The sequence below is a fragment of the Burkholderia lata genome (genome assembly GCF_902499335.1).
GTDB classification, from domain to species: Bacteria; Pseudomonadota; Gammaproteobacteria; order Burkholderiales; family Burkholderiaceae; genus Burkholderia; species Burkholderia lata_B.
This window is the reverse complement of record NZ_CABVQK010000021.1, coordinates 147,320-163,497: the sequence shown is the minus strand read 5'-3', so window position 1 is coordinate 163,497 and position 16,178 is coordinate 147,320. Positions and strand designations below refer to the sequence as shown.

General features: G+C 65.9%; 16 protein-coding genes and 2 tRNA genes. 10 read left to right on the top strand and 8 right to left on the bottom strand.

Annotated features, from left to right (window positions below):
• Nucleotides 1–84: 84 nt before the first annotated feature.
• The gene (locus tag BCO18175_RS37660) at nt 85–447 is read left to right on the top strand and encodes a hypothetical protein (protein ID WP_089440766.1); all 363 of its coding nucleotides are present in this window, start codon (nt 85–87) and stop codon (nt 445–447) included.
• 191 nt (nt 448–638) lie between these two features.
• On the opposite strand, the gene BCO18175_RS37655 is transcribed toward BCO18175_RS37660, so the two are convergent.
• Nucleotides 639–965: a hypothetical protein gene (locus tag BCO18175_RS37655; RefSeq protein ID WP_174988641.1), complete on the bottom strand. Its 327-nt coding sequence runs from the start codon at nt 963–965 to the stop codon at nt 639–641.
• Between the two features lie 143 nt (nt 966–1,108).
• Here BCO18175_RS37655 and eco point away from each other — a divergent pair, with 143 nt between their 5' ends.
• Nucleotides 1,109–1,609 carry a serine protease inhibitor ecotin gene (gene eco, locus BCO18175_RS37650; protein ID WP_174988639.1) on the top strand — a complete coding sequence of 167 codons (501 nt, stop codon included), beginning with the start codon at nt 1,109–1,111 and terminating at the stop codon, nt 1,607–1,609.
• 39 nt (nt 1,610–1,648) lie between these two features.
• On the opposite strand, the gene BCO18175_RS37645 is transcribed toward eco, so the two are convergent.
• A complete protein-coding gene (locus BCO18175_RS37645; RefSeq protein WP_174988637.1) occupies nt 1,649–2,272 on the bottom strand; it encodes a TetR/AcrR family transcriptional regulator in 624 nt (207 codons plus the stop codon).
• A 115-nt stretch (nt 2,273–2,387) separates the two neighbouring features.
• Here BCO18175_RS37645 and BCO18175_RS37640 point away from each other — a divergent pair, with 115 nt between their 5' ends.
• Complete coding sequence (locus BCO18175_RS37640) at nt 2,388–3,128, top strand: SDR family NAD(P)-dependent oxidoreductase (protein WP_174988635.1); 741 nt, start codon at nt 2,388–2,390, stop codon at nt 3,126–3,128.
• A gap of 48 nt (nt 3,129–3,176) precedes the next feature.
• Here BCO18175_RS37640 and BCO18175_RS37635 read toward each other — a convergent pair whose 3' ends face one another.
• The gene (locus BCO18175_RS37635) at nt 3,177–3,509 is read right to left on the bottom strand and encodes a hypothetical protein (protein ID WP_254608231.1); all 333 of its coding nucleotides are present in this window, start codon (nt 3,507–3,509) and stop codon (nt 3,177–3,179) included.
• A 212-nt stretch (nt 3,510–3,721) separates the two neighbouring features.
• Nucleotides 3,722–3,798, bottom strand: a tRNA-Met gene (locus tag BCO18175_RS37630).
• A gap of 229 nt (nt 3,799–4,027) precedes the next feature.
• Here BCO18175_RS37630 and BCO18175_RS37625 point away from each other — a divergent pair.
• A complete protein-coding gene (locus tag BCO18175_RS37625) occupies nt 4,028–4,363 on the top strand; it encodes a hypothetical protein (RefSeq protein WP_254608230.1) in 336 nt (111 codons plus the stop codon).
• Nucleotides 4,364–4,636: 273 nt separating this feature from the next.
• Here the strand turns inward: BCO18175_RS37625 and BCO18175_RS37620 are convergent.
• Together BCO18175_RS37620 and BCO18175_RS37615 are read right to left on the bottom strand one after the other, a co-directional pair.
• Nucleotides 4,637–4,711 (bottom strand) — tRNA-Arg (locus BCO18175_RS37620).
• Nucleotides 4,712–4,870: 159 nt separating this feature from the next.
• Nucleotides 4,871–5,053, bottom strand: a complete 183-nt coding sequence (locus BCO18175_RS37615) for a rubredoxin (protein ID WP_006398668.1) — start codon at nt 5,051–5,053, stop codon at nt 4,871–4,873.
• 201 nt (nt 5,054–5,254) lie between these two features.
• On the opposite strand from BCO18175_RS37615, the gene BCO18175_RS37610 reads away from it, so the two are divergent.
• The 5 genes from BCO18175_RS37610 to BCO18175_RS37590 all read left to right on the top strand — a co-directional run bounded on the left by BCO18175_RS37610 (nt 5,255) and on the right by BCO18175_RS37590 (nt 13,239).
• Nucleotides 5,255–5,659 (top strand): DUF4399 domain-containing protein, encoded by a 405-nt coding sequence (locus BCO18175_RS37610; protein WP_174915795.1) that lies wholly within the window; start codon nt 5,255–5,257, stop codon nt 5,657–5,659.
• 312 nt (nt 5,660–5,971) lie between these two features.
• On the top strand, nt 5,972–7,921 hold the full coding sequence (locus BCO18175_RS37605) for an ATP-binding cassette domain-containing protein (protein WP_438820528.1): 1,950 nt from the start codon (nt 5,972–5,974) through the stop codon (nt 7,919–7,921).
• A gap of 235 nt (nt 7,922–8,156) precedes the next feature.
• On the top strand, nt 8,157–10,139 hold the full coding sequence (locus BCO18175_RS37600; protein WP_011352819.1) for a DNA topoisomerase IV subunit B: 1,983 nt from the start codon (nt 8,157–8,159) through the stop codon (nt 10,137–10,139).
• A gap of 69 nt (nt 10,140–10,208) precedes the next feature.
• The gene (gene parC / locus BCO18175_RS37595) at nt 10,209–12,530 is read left to right on the top strand and encodes a DNA topoisomerase IV subunit A (protein ID WP_174988631.1); all 2,322 of its coding nucleotides are present in this window, start codon (nt 10,209–10,211) and stop codon (nt 12,528–12,530) included.
• A gap of 250 nt (nt 12,531–12,780) precedes the next feature.
• Nucleotides 12,781–13,239: a CopD family protein gene (locus tag BCO18175_RS37590; RefSeq protein WP_085041971.1), complete on the top strand. Its 459-nt coding sequence runs from the start codon at nt 12,781–12,783 to the stop codon at nt 13,237–13,239.
• Between the two features lie 53 nt (nt 13,240–13,292).
• Here BCO18175_RS37590 and BCO18175_RS37585 read toward each other — a convergent pair whose 3' ends face one another.
• Complete coding sequence (locus BCO18175_RS37585) at nt 13,293–14,177, bottom strand: LysR family transcriptional regulator (RefSeq protein ID WP_039370345.1); 885 nt, start codon at nt 14,175–14,177, stop codon at nt 13,293–13,295.
• Between the two features lie 113 nt (nt 14,178–14,290).
• Here BCO18175_RS37585 and BCO18175_RS37580 point away from each other — a divergent pair, with 113 nt between their 5' ends.
• Nucleotides 14,291–14,737 carry a multidrug/biocide efflux PACE transporter gene (locus BCO18175_RS37580; protein ID WP_174967754.1) on the top strand — a complete coding sequence of 149 codons (447 nt, stop codon included), beginning with the start codon at nt 14,291–14,293 and terminating at the stop codon, nt 14,735–14,737.
• Between the two features lie 75 nt (nt 14,738–14,812).
• Here the strand turns inward: BCO18175_RS37580 and BCO18175_RS37575 are convergent, their stop codons facing one another.
• Complete coding sequence (locus BCO18175_RS37575; RefSeq protein WP_174915800.1) at nt 14,813–16,021, bottom strand: chromate transporter; 1,209 nt, start codon at nt 16,019–16,021, stop codon at nt 14,813–14,815.
• Nucleotides 16,022–16,178 lie beyond the last annotated feature (157 nt).

Below are 16,178 nucleotides of genomic sequence, written 5' to 3'. Positions count from 1 at the left end.
CCTTTGCCGGCATTATCGCTGGCTCAGGCCCCGGCCGTTCCACTTATCTGGCTGTCCGATTTTGCGAGGCCACCTCTGTCCATCATGAAAAAAATTGCCGCAGTGTGTGTCCTCGCCGGTTCGCTTGCCGTGGCCGGTCCGGCGTCCGCGCATGGCCGCGACGGTGGCGCCGTCATCGGCGCGCTGATTGGCGGCGCGGTGCTGGGCGCGATCGTGACGTCCGCGATGAATCCGCCCGTTGCGTATCAGGCGCCCGCGTACCAGGCACCGGCCTATCAGCCGCCGACGTACTACCAGGCGCCTGCCTACCAGCAGCCTGCGTATCCGACCTACCAGCAGGCGCAGTATCAGGACGACGGCCCGAACTATTGCTACGACCGCTACCAGCGCGCGTATGTCTGCGGCGCGCCCGTATCGGGCGGTTACGCGCAGCCGGCCGGCTGGTAAGCAGGCAGACGCGCGACGCGTAAACGGGCGGTACCGTATGGCCGGCGCCGCCGACGTTCGCTTCACCGCACCGGACGACAAAAGGCCCTCGCTTCAAGCGAGGGCCTTCGTTTTTTTGCGCGGCCGTTCGTGTGCGTGACGCGTCGGCCGTCGGCGGGCCGTGTGCGGATACAAACGGTTGCAAATGCGCGTCAGTGGCGATGGCCGCCGCCGTTTCCGCCGCCGTCGTTCCAGTCGCCGCGGTGTCCGCCGCCGCGCCCCCAGCCGTTACCGCGGTTGCCTCGATCGCCACGATCGCCACGATCGCCGTCCCAGCGATGGTAATCGCGCCGGCCGCGATCCCAGTCGCGTCCGCCGCCACCGCCCCAGATATTGACCGTGCCGTACACGGGCGACGGGCTGTACGCGTAGCCCGGCGAGGAATAGTAGGGCTGGCCGTAGCCGTATCCGGCGTCCGGGGCGACGACGCAGCCGGCCAGCAGGGTGGCGACGCCGGCGGCAGCAATGAGCTTCAGCATGATGTTCTCCGTTGGTTCCCCTATAAGTACCGCGCAAGGGGATTGCCAGCTGTTTGCAATTGTGTCGTCAAATTACAGCGCCGTAAGGTCGTGCGGCGGAAGTGTTAGCATCCGGGGCTCATTTGTTTTTCAGGAGCACATCGATGAAATTCGCGATCCGGGCCGTGCTGGCCGCTTTCTGCGTGACGACTGCCGCCGCCTGCGTGGCCGGGCCTGCGTCGGCGCCCGCCGTGACGGCCGAGTCGATCAAGATGTTTCCGCAGGCAGTGGCCGGCCAGCAGCGCGTCGTGATCGCGCTGCCCGCGCTCGAGAACGAAGGCGATGCACGCGTCGAACTGATGATCGGCAAGACGCTGCAGACCGACTGCAACCAGCAGTGGTTCGGCGGCGAGCTGACCGCCGAGGACGTGAAGGGCTGGGGCTATACGTACTACCAGCTCACCGACGTGAAGGGGCCGGCATCGACGCTGATGGCGTGCCCGGGACAGGCGCCGCAGCAACGGTTCGTGCAGGTGCGCGGTGACGGCCAGCTGCTGCGCTACAACAGCCGCCTGCCGCTCGTCGTCTATGTGCCGGATGGCTTCGAGGTGCGCTATCGCGTGTGGCATGCGTCGAAGGACGTGCAGCACGCGGCGAAGCAGTAACGTTACGGCGCGGTTGCGCGCGGCGGGGGCGTCCGGCCGTTAAGCGCCGCCTGCGCCACCCGTACCGACGAGCGCTGGCCACGCAGCCAGCGCGGCTTGCGCGACGGCCTCCAGATCGCGGCGACTTGCACCGTCGCGCGCCTGGATCGACATCCCCTGCTGGACCGTCACGTAGTACCGTGCGATCGCGTCGAGGTTCGCTTGTGCGGCGATTTCGCCGGTCGCGACACCTTGCTTGAGGCGCTCGCGCAGATTCTGCACCGTGCGCTCGCGCATCGCGATCAGCGTTTGCCGGACCGTATCGGAGCGCTCGGCCGGGTGCAGTGCTGACAGCACGACCAGGCAACCGGCCGGCTTCGAACGCCGCGTGAACACGCGTGCGGTATCCATCAGGTAGTTCCGCACGGCGTCGTGCGCGTTGCCGGCCTGTTCGACGCCCCCCCAGATTTCCCGTCCTTCCGTTGCGCGGTAGTGGTCGAGCGCCTGCCGGAACAACGCTTCCTTGCTGCCGAACGCCGCATACAGGCTCGGCGACGCGATGCCCATCGCGGCCGTCAGGTCGGTCATCGATGCGCCTTCGTAGCCGAGGCGCCAGAACACCTCCATCGCGCGCTCCAGCGCCGCTTCCTTGTCGAAGCTTCTCGGTCGGCCCCGTTCAGCCATTGCGTCCGTTCCTTCGTCGATATCTGTATCGATCGATAAATTAAATCAATTGACTGTGTCGCGCAACCTGCCACATTCTGTGTTGGTCGTTACATAAATGAGGGAAGGAATCGACATGAACCGACTTCAGGGCAAGCGTGCACTCATCACGGGCGGCAGCCGTGGCATTGGCGCGGCGATCGCGAAACGGCTGGCGGCCGATGGCGCGGACGTCGCGATTACCTACGAGAAATCGGCCGAGCGGGCGCAGGCCGTCGTCGCCGGCATCGAGGCGCTCGGCCGCCGCGCCGTCGCGATCCAGGCCGACAGCGCCGATCCGGTGGCCGTGCGCGACGCGGTCGATCGTGCGGCGGAGGCGTTCGGCGGTCTGGACATCCTCGTCAACAACGCGGGGATTTTCCGGGCCGGCGCGCTGGACGACCTCACGCTCGACGATATCGACGCGACGCTGAACGTGAACGTGCGTGCGGTGATCGTCGCGTCGCAGGCGGCGGCGCGGCATCTCGGGGAGGGCGGGCGCATCGTGTCAACCGGCAGCTGCCTCGCCACGCGCGTGCCCGATGCAGGGATGAGCCTCTATGCGGCGAGCAAGGCCGCGCTGATCGGATGGACGCAGGGGCTCGCGCGTGATCTCGGTTCGCGCGGCATCACGGTCAATATCGTGCATCCGGGGTCGACGGATACCGACATGAATCCGGCCGACGGCGAACATGCCAGCGCGCAGCGTTCGCGGATGGCGATCCCGCAGTACGGCAAGGCCGATGACGTGGCGGCGCTCGTCGCGTTCGTGGTCGGGCCGGAAGGGCGGTCGATCAACGGGACCGGGTTGACGATCGACGGTGGTGCGAACGCGTGAATGCGGACGCCCGGCGCGATTTGACCTAGCCGGGCGGTGTTGCGTTCGTTATCGGCAGCCGAGCCGCTGGTGCTCGGCTTCGAGATCGGCCCGCTTGTCGTAGGCGTGCAGTTCGTTGCGCGGCTTGCCGTCCGGGCCCATCCCGCGCACGACCTTCTGGCCGCGGTCGGGGGTATGCGTGACGGCGTCGATGCCGGCGGCCAGTTCACGGCAGCGCGCGTCGGCGGAGGTGGTTTCAGGGCGCGGTGCCGCTGCGCCCGTGACGTTGGCGATGCCGGGGCTGACATAGCGCTGCGTTGCAGGCGCGGTGAGGGTGTCGGCGGCGTTTGCCGTGCCGGCCATCGCTGAAAGCGCGGCGAGTGCCGCGATTGCTCGAATCATTGCGGGAGTCCCGATGCTGAAGAAAGTTCGGAATTCTACGCAATTTCTGGCGCAGGGCCGTGGCGATTGGACAGGGTGTGGTCGTGTGTCGCAGGTGATGCCGGCGTCTGAATATTCCGCAATCCGTGTGCAGTGTGGCCAGTCCGTGCACACGCAGCCGTGCATGCGGAAAGCAAGAAGCCCGCTTGCTTTCGCAGAGCGGGCTTCGGTATTGGTTGCGGGGGTAGGATTTGAACCTACGACCTTCGGGTTATGAGCCCGACGAGCTGCCAGACTGCTCCACCCCGCGGCGCGAAGTGTACTAGGGCTGATGTGGAGAGTCAATCGATCTGTGATTTGCGTCGAATGGAAGCCGCGGTTCACCGGCAGGATCGGCACGCTTCGAGAAGGGTGAACTGCCCACGAAAGCCCAAACTTGGCTGATCGACAACGGTCGGTAGATCGTCAACAATCACGATTCGCTCCACACGCCGTGAAGAGCCAATGTTTGAATGAGAAAAATAACGGAGTAAGTTCGAATGAGCTTTCACACTCAGGTTTCGGTTCATCCGTTCGATGGTGAGCCGTTGAACGTTGCCAGTGTCCGTGAGGAACTCTTGAAGTTTCTTGACGAATATTCGCTAAGCCACGACGTATTGACCAACCTCACCGAAGCATGTGGTTCGGCTCTACCCACTTCAACTCGCTTCTTTCTGGACAGCACGGCGATCGTCATGCTGTTCGACAAGCTGGCTTCATACCTGCCGAATGCGTCGTTCGGAGTAAAGGGCTCTGGCGAGGACCACCGCGATATATGGGTGCGAGAGTATGCCGACGGAGCGGCCACCTTTGAAGCCGGGCCGTTCGACGAGTAGGCTGGCGGCAGTCCAACATCGTCACGCCCCGCCCGTCGCCGGCGGTATGGCGGAAAGGGCGAGTTGGCGCGGCCAATGTTGATGCGTTATCGAGCTGATGCGATATCTGTACGTCAGCCAGAGGCATTGTTGGTATCGGCTGATACCAACAAGCATATCCACACCTTCTCCGACCGTTACTACAGTCTCGGGTAAGGCCGGGAGCTAGAACGTCACCAGACGGGGCGAAGCGGGGAGTTTCTTGTGAATCTTGCGGATGGCTGGAAGCTTGGCTGGTCCCCCCGACAGGAATCGAACCTGTATCTAGCGCTTAGGAGGCGCTTGTTCTATCCATTGAACTACGGGGAGAGCCATGTCCGAATGATCGCGCGAAAAAACGCGAACCGGACGGCAGTGTGGACAGCGCGCAGAGTATAGCAAACGCGCGGCGCGTCGGCGGGGCGGAATGCGTGCCGACGCGCGTGATCGCGCAATCAGCCGCGATCAGAAAACCAGGGAATCAGCGAATCAGAAATCGACGACGACGAAATCTTCCTTGCCCACGTCGCACAGCGGGCAGCGCCAGTCGGCGGGGATGTCGGCGAAACGGGTGCCGGGCGCGATGCCTTCGTCGGGCAGCCCTTCCGCTTCGTTGTAGACCCACCCGCAAATCAGGCAGACCCAGCTCTGGTATTCGGTTACTTCGCTCATGTAGTGCTCGGGAAAAATGGAAATCCGGTGATGCCCGTCCGCGGCCTGGCCGGCGGACGAAAGGCGCAATGGTACCGGAATTTCGCCGAACGGCTCCGCAACGTCGTTTTAAACGTACGCATCGCGAACAACGCAACCGAAACACATATGCCGTGCGTGCGGTGTATGCTTCCCGGGCTGTCCAATCATAAGGAGAATGCGATGCTGAACAGAAAGTGGATCGCAGGTGCGGTGTGCGTGGCGGCGATGGCCGTGTCGACGATGGCGCGGGCCGAGGCGCGCGTGTATTTCGAAGCGCCGAGCGAGGGCGCGACGGTGTCGAACCCGGTGCACGTGAAGTTCGGGCTTGAAGGGATGGAGCTTCGGCCCGCAGGCGACATGACGCCGAATACCGGCCATCATCACCTGCTGATCGACGGCCGGCCGATTCCGAAGGGCGACGTGATCCCTGCGAGCGAGCGCTCGCTGCACTTCGGCAAGGCGCAGACCGAAACCGAGATCAAGCTGCCGCCCGGTCAGCACACGTTGACGCTGCAGTTCGGCGACGGCGCGCACCGCTCGTACGGCCCCGAAATGAGCTCCACGATCATGCTCAACGTGAAGTAATCGCGCATGCCGCGTACGGGCGCCCGAGGCGTCCGGCGCGGAATGGTCGATCGGCCGGCCGCAGGCATCCGGTCGGAATTGGACCTTCCACATAGAGCCTGCGCGCGGCGTCCGCTACCCGAAGCCGGGCGCACCCGATAGGCCATCGCATCGCGCCGATGCGCCTCGATGGACACCGCCGGTCTGCCGCCAAAAGCACGATCCAACCCGCCTCTCAACCCGTTTGCCGGTCTTATCCATCCGGCCATACCGGTGGCGCCGCCCGCGACCGGTACAATGGGCGCTTCCGATTTCTCTCTTCGCCGTCTCCCCATGTCGCTCTATTCCATTTCCGGCGCGCAGCTCGCGTTCGGTCACGTCGCGTTGCTCGATCACGCGGATTTCTCGCTGGAAGCCGGCGAGCGCGTCGGCCTGATCGGCCGCAACGGCGCGGGCAAGTCGTCGCTGCTGAAGATCGTCGCCGGGCTCGCGAAGGCCGACGACGGGCTGGTCACGCGCCATCAGGAACTCGTGACCGTCTACGTGCCGCAGGAGCCCGAATTTGAGCCGGGCGCGACTGTGTTCGATGCAGTGGCATCAGGGCTCGCGCACACGCGCGAACTGCTCGAAGAATACGATTCGATCGCGCACCGCCTCGCGGATATACCCGAAGGCGCCGAGCACGATGCGTTGCTCGCGCGGATGAACGCGCTGCAGTCGTCGCTCGACGCGCACGACGCCTGGAGCTGGCGCACGCGCGTGTCGATGACGCTCGCGCAGATCGGCCTGGCGGACGTCGATGCACCCGTCGACGCGCTGTCGGGCGGGATGCAGAAGCGTGTCGCGCTGGCGCGCGCGCTGGTGCTGCAGCCCGACGTGCTGCTGCTCGACGAACCGACCAACCACCTCGACTTCGACGGCATCCGCTGGCTGGAAGAGCTGCTCGTCGCGCAGCGCGCGGGCCTGCTGTTCATCACCCACGATCGCGCGTTCCTCGACCGCGTCGCGACGCGCATCGTCGACCTCGATCGCGGCCGGCTGCTGTCGTACCCGGGCAATTTCTCCGCGTACCAGACGCGCAAGGCGCAGCAGCTCGAAATCGAGCGCGTGGAAAACGAGAAGTTCGACAAGTTGCTCGCGCAGGAAGAAGTGTGGATCCGCAAGGGCGTCGAAGCGCGCCGTACGCGCAGCGTCGGCCGCATCGCGCGGCTCGTGCAGATGCGCAACGAGCGCGCGGACCGCCGCAACACGCTGGGCAACGTGAAGCTGGATGTCGCGCAGGGCGAGAAGTCCGGCAAGATCGTCGCGGAGCTGACCGACGTGACGAAGCGCTACGGCGGCCGCGCGGTCGTCGATCGCTTCTCGACGACGGTGATGCGCGGCGACAAGATCGGCTTCATCGGCCCGAACGGCGCCGGCAAGACGACGCTGCTCAAGCTGATTCTCGGCGAACTGAAGCCCGACGAAGGCACGGTGCGTATCGGCACCAACCTGCAGGTCGCCTATTTCGACCAGATGCGTGCGCAGCTCGACCAGGAAAAGAGCCTCGCGGATACGATCAGCCCCGGCAGCGAATGGGTCGAGATCGGCGGCGTGCGCAAGCACGTGATGAGCTATCTCGGCGATTTCCTGTTCGCGCCGGAACGCGCGCGGTCGCCGGTGAAGTCGCTGTCGGGCGGCGAGCGCAACCGGCTGCTGCTCGCGCGCCTGTTCGCGCGTCCGGCCAACGTGCTGGTGCTCGACGAACCGACCAACGACCTCGACATCCAGACGCTCGAACTGCTCGAGGAGCTGCTGGCCGACTACGACGGCACGGTGCTGCTCGTCAGCCACGATCGCGCGTTCCTCGACAACGTCGTGACGTCGGTGATCGCGGCCGAGGGCGACGGCAAGTGGCGCGAATACGTGGGCGGCTTCACCGACTGGCAGATCCAGAGCGCGCGTGCCGATCAGCTCGCGCAGCAGGACGCCGCGAAGCGCGCGGTCAAGGACGCGGCGCCCGTCAAGGAAGACGCGGCGAAAAGCGCCGCGGGCCGCAACGCGCAACGCACGGTGAAGCTGTCGTTCAACGAGCAGCGCGAGCTCGATTCGCTGCCGGAGAAGATCGCCTCGCTCGAAGAGGAGCAGAAGACGATCAACGCTAGGCTCGAAGACGGCTCGATTTTTGCGAAGGATCCGCAGGAAGGCACACGCCTGACCGAGCGGTTCGCGGCGATCGACGACGAATTGCTCGAAGCGCTCGAACGGTGGGAAACGCTCGAGGCGAAGCGCAAGCCGGCGTGATACGCGTCGCGCGGCCGGCGGCCGCCGCGCGCGATTCCGCGATTGGCGTGCCACGCGGAACCAGTAAAATACCGCGCGTCCCGGGCAGCGCAGCGCACGCCGCGCGCCCGCTTTCGGAGCAGTCCAAGCACACCGTTGTTTCGATTCGCTTTTTTACGGAACTCAACGTTTTGTCCACGACGTTATCCACACGAGGTGTGGACAACGTCCCGATGAATGACGAAATTCAGCGCCTATGTCAACGAAGAAACCCAGCGCGGCCTATAGCGAAGCATCGATCAAGGTGCTCAAGGGTCTCGAGCCGGTCAAGCAGCGTCCCGGCATGTACACCCGTACCGAGAATCCGCTGCACATCATCCAGGAAGTCATCGACAACGCGTCCGACGAGGCGCTCGGCGGCTACGGCAAGCAGATCACGGTCACGTTGCACGCCGACCAGTCGGTATCGGTCGAGGACGACGGCCGCGGCATCCCGTTCGGCATGCACCCGGAAGAGGGCGTGCCGGTCGTCGAGATCGTATTCACGCGCCTGCACGCGGGCGGCAAGTTCGACAAGGCCGCGGGCGGCGCCTACACGTTCTCGGGCGGCCTGCACGGCGTCGGCGTGTCGGTGACGAACGCGCTGGCGACGCGCCTCGACGTGACGGTCTGGCGCGACGGCAAGATCGCGGAGCTCGGCTTCGCCGAAGGCGATGTGGTGAAGCCGCTCGCAACGCAAGGCGCGGGCCGCGGCGAGAAGAAATCCGGCACGCGCGTGCAGGTGTGGCCGAATCCGAAGTACTTCGATTCGCCGAACCTGCCGCTCGGCGAACTGCAGCGCCTGCTGCGCTCGAAGGCTGTGCTGCTGCCGGGCGTCGAGGTCGTGCTCGTCAACGAGAAGTCGGGCGAGCGCCAGACGTGGAAATATGAAGACGGCCTGCGCGGCTACCTGCTCGACGAAATGAACGGCAGTGAGCTGCTGATCCCGCTGTTCGAAGGCGAGCGTTTCGCCGATTCGCGTTCGGGGGACGACACCTTCGCCGAAGGCGAGGGCGCGTCGTGGGTCGTTGCATGGAGCGAGGAAGGCTCGCTCGTGCGCGAGTCGTACGTGAACCTGATCCCGACGCCGGCCGGCGGCACGCATGAATCCGGCCTGCGCGACGGTCTCTACCAGGCGGTGAAAAGCTTCGTCGAACTGCACAACCTGCAGCCGAAGGGCGTGAAGCTGCTCGCGGAAGACGTGTTCGCGCGCGTGTCGTTCGTGCTGTCCGCGAAGGTGCTCGATCCGCAGTTCCAGGGGCAGATCAAGGAACGCCTGAACAGCCGCGACGCGGTGAAGCTCGTGTCGTCGTTCTCGCGTCCCGCGCTGGAGCTGTGGCTGAACCAGCACGTCGAGCACGGCAAGAAGCTCGCCGAACTCGTGATCAAGCAGGCACAGGCGCGCACGCGTGCGGGCCAGAAGGTCGAGAAGCGCAAGAGCTCGGGCGTCGCTGTGCTGCCCGGCAAGCTGACCGACTGCGAAACCGAAGATATCGCGCGCAACGAACTGTTCCTCGTCGAGGGTGATTCGGCAGGCGGCTCCGCGAAGATGGGCCGCGACAAGGAATACCAGGCGATCCTGCCGCTGCGCGGCAAGGTGCTGAACACGTGGGAAACCGAGCGCGACCGCCTGTTCGCGAACAACGAGGTGCACGACATCTCGGTCGCGATCGGCGTCGATCCGCACAGCCCGGATGAAAGCGTCGACCTGTCGAACCTGCGCTACGGCAAGATCTGCATCCTGTCGGACGCGGACGTCGACGGCTCGCACATCCAGGTGCTGCTGCTCACGCTGTTCTTCAAGCATTTCCCGCAACTGATCGAGCGCGGCCATGTGTGCGTCGCGCGGCCGCCGCTGTTCCGCGTCGATGCGCCCGCGCGCGGCAAGAAGGCCGCGCAGAAGCTCTATGCGCTCGACGACGGCGAGCTCGAAGCGATCCTCGACAAGCTGCGCAAGGACGGTGTGCGCGAGACCCAGTGGAGCATCAGCCGCTTCAAGGGTCTCGGCGAAATGAGCGCCGAGCAGCTGTGGGATACCACGATGAACCCCGACACGCGCCGTCTGATGCCGGTGAAGCTCGGCGAGCTCGACTACGAGGCGACCGTCGCGCGCATGACGATGCTGATGGGCAAGGGCGAGGCAGCCGCACGGCGCGGCTGGCTCGAGGAAAAGGGCAACGACGTCGAAGCGGACATCTAAGCCGAGCACCTGCGCGGCCGGGCCTCACGCCCGGCCCGGCCCCACGCCACTTACGAATACGGAATTCAGATGGACGACAATACTTCCGATCTCTTCGCCGCGTCCGACGCACCGGATGCCGATGCGCTGACGCTCGGCAACTACGCGGAGCAGGCGTACCTCAGCTACGCGGTCAGCGTCGTGAAGAGCCGCGCGCTGCCCGACGTCTGCGACGGCCAGAAGCCGGTGCAGCGCCGGATTCTCTACGCGATGAACGAAATGGGCCTCGGCCCGGACGCGAAGCCGGTGAAGTCGGCGCGCGTGGTCGGCGACGTGCTCGGTAAATACCACCCGCACGGCGACCAGTCGGCGTACGACGCACTGGTGCGTCTCGCGCAGGATTTCTCGCTGCGCTACCCGCTGATCGACGGGCAGGGCAACTTCGGCTCGCGCGACGGCGACGGCGCGGCGGCGATGCGATACACGGAAGCACGCCTCACGCCGATCGCGAAGCTGCTGCTCGACGAGATCGACCAGGGCACGGTCGACTTCATGCCGAACTACGACGGCTCGTTCGAGGAGCCGAAGACGCTGCCGAGCCGCATGCCGTTCGTGCTGCTGAACGGCGCGTCGGGCATCGCGGTCGGTCTTGCGACCGAAATCCCGTCGCACAACCTGCGTGAAGTCGCAGCGGCGGCGGTCTCGCTGATCCGCAATCCGAAGCTCACGCACGCGGAGCTGATGAACCTGATCCCCGGCCCGGATTTCCCGGGCGGCGGCCAGATCATCTCGAGCGACGCGGAAATCGCGGCGGCCTATGAAACCGGCCGCGGCAGCCTGAAGGTGCGCGCGAAATGGAAGATCGAGGATCTTGCGCGCGGCCAGTGGCAGCTCGTCGTCACCGAGCTGCCGCCGAGCACGTCGGGCCAGAAGGTGCTCGAGGAAATCGAGGAACTGACGAACCCGAAGCTCAAGCTCGGCAAGAAGACGCTGACGCCCGAGCAGCTCAACACGAAGAAGGCGATGCTCGACCTGCTCGACGCGGTGCGCGACGAGTCGGGCAAGGAAGCGGCGGTGCGGCTCGTGTTCGAGCCGAAGTCGCGCACGATCGACCAGACGGAATTCGTGAACACGCTGCTCGCGTACACGAGCCTCGAATCGAATGCGACGCTGAACCTCGTGATGATCGGCGCCGACGGCCGGCCGGGCCAGAAGGGCCTGCTGACGATCCTCGACGAATGGGTGAAGTTCCGCCAGCTGACGATGACGCGCCGGTGCCGCCATCGTCTCGCGAAGGTCGACGACCGCATCCACATCCTCGAAGGGCGGATGATCGTCTTCCTGAACATCGACGAGGTGATCCGCATCATCCGCGAGTCTGACGAGCCGAAGGCCGCGCTGATGAGCGCGTTCGGGCTCACCGACCGGCAGGCGGAAGATATTCTCGAAATCCGGCTGCGCCAGCTCGCGCGGCTCGAGAAGATCAAGATCGAGAAGGAACTCGAAGCGCTGCGCGACGAGAAGGCGAAGCTCGAGGAACTGCTCGCGAACGAAAGCGCGATGAAGCGGCTGATGATCAAGGAGATCGAGGCCGACGCGAAGCAGTACGGCGACGATCGCCGCACGCTGATCCAGCAGGAAAAGCGCGCGACGTTCGAGGCGAAGGTGGTCGACGAGCCGGTGACGGTGGTCGTGTCGCAGAAGGGCTGGGTGCGTGCGCTGAAGGGCCACGGACTCGACCCGGCCAGCTTCTCGTTCAAGGCCGGCGACAGCCTGTATGCGGCGTTCCAGTGCCGCACGCCGGATCGCCTGATCGCATGGGGCAGCAGCGGCCGCGTGTATTCGGTCGACGTGTCGGTGCTGCCGGGCGGGCGCGGCGACGGCGTGCCGGTCACGTCGCTGATCGAGCTCGAATCGGGCTCGCACCTGATGCACTACTACGCGGCGCCGGCCGATCAGCAACTGCTGCTCGCGTCGAGCAACGGCTTCGGTTTCCTCGCGAAGGTCGGCGACATGGTGAGCCGCGTGAAGGCCGGCAAGGCGTTCATGACGATCGATGCGGGCGCGGCGCCGCTCGCGCCGATGCCCGTGCTGCCGAACGCGACCCAGGTCGCGTGCCTGTCGAGCGGCGGCCGCCTGCTCGTGTTCGGGATGGACGAGATGAAGACGCTGTCCGGCGGCGGTCGCGGCGTGATCCTGATGGCGCTCGACGACAAGGAAACGCTCGTCCAGGCACTTGCGATCGATCCGGCGGGCGTCGTGCTGATCGGCACCGGCCGCGGCGGCAAGGCGATGGACGAGACGCTGTCGTATGCAGGGCTCGCGCCGCACGTCGGCAAGCGCGCACGCAAGGGCCGCACGCCGGAGACAAAGGTCAAGGTCGTCAACGAGCTGCGTCCGCTGCTCGGCTGACGCCGCGTACGTTCGATCGTCCGGTTCGGCCGCGATCGAAGGCCGCACCTCCGCTTCGGCGGACGTGCGGCCTTTTCTTTTGGCATGGGGATTCGGGTAAGCAAGTGTGGCGCTGTCACGCGGAACTTGCAAAATAGTGTGAAATCGCGCCTGGGGTCTGAACCGCGCAGCGACAATCCGGTCGAACGTCGCTCGATGCCGCGTGCGACGCGGCCGTTCGCCGCACCCAACTCCTCACAGGATTGCCGTCATGTCCCATGCTGTCTCCGTCGCGCTGTTTCTTCATCTGCTGGCCGTCGCCGTGTGGGTGGGCGGGATGGTCTTCGCCAACTTCTGCCTGCGTCCGGCGCTGTCCGACCTGTCGCCGCAGCTTCGGTTGCCGCTGATCGAGGGCGTGTTCGGCCGCTTCTTCAACTGGGTATCGGGTTCCGTGATCGTGATCCTGCTGTCCGGCGGCTTCCTGCTCGTGGAATTCGGCGGCGCGCACGCGACGTGGTCGCTGCACGCGATGGCCGGGCTCGGCGTCGTGATGATGCTGATCTTCGGGCATATCCGGTTCGCGCTGTTCCCGCGCATCCGCCGCGCGGTGCAGGCGCAGAAGTGGCCGGACGGTGCGCGTGCGGTGAATACGGTGCGCCTGCTCGTCCTTGTGAACCTCGTGCTCGGCGTCGTCACGATCGGCGCGGCGGTGCTGTCGCGCGGCTTCTGATCGGACCGGAGCCGGCCGCCGGCGCGTAGCCGCGGGTGCGTCGGCAAGCGCCGCTAAGCAGCCAGCATCGCATCGAGCAGCCATGAGCCGACCGGGCCGAGCGGCCGGTTGCGCGACCAGACCGCATCGACCCGCACACGGCGCGGCCAGCCGCGCGCACGCAGTTCGCACAGCCGATCACGCGCAAAGTGATCGACCATCCAGCGCGGCAGCTCGGCCCAGCCGAACCCCAGCACGGCCATCTCCAGCAGCATCAGGTAGCTCGGTGCCAGCCAGTGCTGCGTGCCGACGACGATCCGGTCGTCGGCGCCGCGGCCTTCCGTTTTCACATAGGTATTGAGGCGCAGTTCGCGCACGTCGCGCAGCGCGGCGTGCGGCACGTCGGCGTCGCCGTATTCGGCGAGCGCATGCGTGCGGCCGACGAACAGCCCGATCTCCGATTCCTCCGCGATGGTCGCCGCGCCGATATCGGCCGGGTAGGCCGCGCGCGCGGCCATCAGCCCGAGCTGCGCGCGCCCCTGCTGGATCAGGTCGAGCACGTCCTCGTGCTCGGCGATCTGGCATTCGAGCTCGAGTGCCGGAAAGCGCCGTTCGAGCGCCATCAACGTTTCCTCGTAGCGCTTCGACTGGTACGTATCGGACACGACGAGCGTCAGCCGCGCTTCCTCGCCACGCGCGAGCCGCGCGGCCGTGCGGTCGATCGCCGCGCCGGCCTCGAGCGCGCGCTGGACCTGCGGCAGCAGTGCGCGCCCGGCGTCGGTCAGCGTCGGCGCGCGCGTCGAGCGGTCGAACAACTGCACGCCGAGATCGATCTCGAGGTTCGCGATCGCCTCCGACACGGTCGACTGGCGCTTGCCGAGCTTGCGCGCGGCGGCCGTGAACGAGCCGAGCAGCGCGGCTTCGGCGAATGCGAGCAGGGCTTCGGGGGCGTGGCGCATGCGGCGCTCCTGGTAGTGATATATCGGTAAAACCGATGATATCAAACTGGATTCATACGGTTACGCCGATCAAAATGGCTGCCATGAACGAAGTAGACGAATCGGAGGGAATCATGAAACAGGTCAATAAAACGGTGACGGAACGGCTGCTGCATGCACTGACGTTCGAACTGGTCGCGATCGCGTTGTGCGCGCCGATCGGCGCTTGGCTGCTCGACATGCCGGTGTCGCACGTCGGCGTGCTGACGGTGATGGTGTCGCTGATCGCGATGGCGTGGAATATGGCGTTCAACACGCTGTTCGACCGCTTCGAGCGACGCGCGGGGTTGTCGCGCACGCTCGGCATGCGGATCGCGCATGCAGTCACGTTCGAGCTCGGCCTCGTGGCGATGGTGGTGCCGGTAGCGGCGTGGTGGCTGAACGTGAGCCTCGTCGAGGCGCTGCTGCTCGACCTCGGCATCGTGCTGTTCTTCCTGCCTTACACGTTCTGCTTCAACCTCGCATACGACGCGCTGCGTGCCCGCTGGATGGCCCGCCGGGTCGCGGTGCAGGCAGGTTGAGGACGGGCGGAACGGGCGAGATGGGCTAGATGGACGAATGCCGGTCGAACCCGGCAGGGCGGCGGCGGTCGCCCGTCAGCGCGCGGCGGCCCACAGCCACACGCCGCACGCAACCGCGACCGTGCCGTACACGGCATAGACGGGCACCTTGAAGCGCGCGAAGCACAGCGTCGCGAAGGCGCCCGTCAGCCAGTAAACGGGGTCGGCCGGTTCGCGATGCAGGATCCTCACGACGGCGACGACGAGAAAGCCCGTGGTCGCCGCACGCAGCAGGCGCATCCCGTGTTCGAAGCGCGAATGGCGCTTGAGCCGGGAAAGGTGATTCTGCGCGAACACGACGAGGCACCCGGACGGAATGAACAGTGCGGCCGTCGCAAGCAGCGCGCCGACCCAGCCGTCGGTCAGGTAGCCGAGAAACGGCACCACGTTCAGCAGCGGCCCGGGCGCGACGGGTGACAGCGCGAACGCCAGCGTGAAGTCGTGATCGGAGATGCCCGTTGCCGGCGTGACGAACAGCGTCTTGAGCACGGGCAGCGCGGAAAAGCCGCCGCCGAACAGCGTCATGCCCGCGCCGGCGAGGCGCGGCCACAGCAGCGTCGCCTGGTAATCGCCGGGCAGCGGCACCGCGAACAGCACGACCAGCACGCCGAGCAGCACGAGCAGGTTGCGGTCGCGCTTCGACAGCGCGAAATCGACCGCGTCCTGTTGCGTCGGCCCTGTCAGCCAGCCTGCCGCGAATGCCGCGAAGAGAATCCCGACGAAGGCGGCCGGATTATGTGCGAAAGCGAGCAGAATCGTCGACAGCGCGGCGATCAGCTGCTCCCGCCGCGTGCGCGCAAGCGAACGCACTTGCTTGACCCACGTGACGCCGATCAGCGCGGCGAGCACCATCCCGAAGTGATTGATCAGCATCGGCGCGGCAAGTGAACGCACGAGCGGCGTCTGATAGAAGATCGCGAACAGCGTCATCAGGAAGGAGAACGGCAGCACGCTCGCGATGCCGGCGACCCATGCGCCGACGCGGCCGTGCAGGATCTGGCCGACCTGTACCGCCACGTTGCAGCCGACGGGGCCCGGCACGAGCCAGGCAAGCGCGACGAGGTCGCCGAATACGTGGGGCTCGATGCGCCTCAGGCGTTCCACGTAGTGGCGTTCGAGCTGCGCCATCATCGAAAGCCCGCCCCACGAGACCGCCGAAATGCTGGCCACGACCTTGAACAGGTCCCACAGGGAAGCCTGTGCCTGTTCGACATCAGCGGTCGCTTCGATTTCGACGGTTGTCATGTTGGTGGTTTGGGCACGGGGCCCGATCTCTCGCGTGTGACCATGCCGGCGGCCCGCCGACACGTCGGCCCTCCTGATTGTCCGCTGCGCGCAGTGACACTGCCATGCGCGAAAACGCTAGTTCATGAACTAAACAATCGGATCGGAAAACGAAACA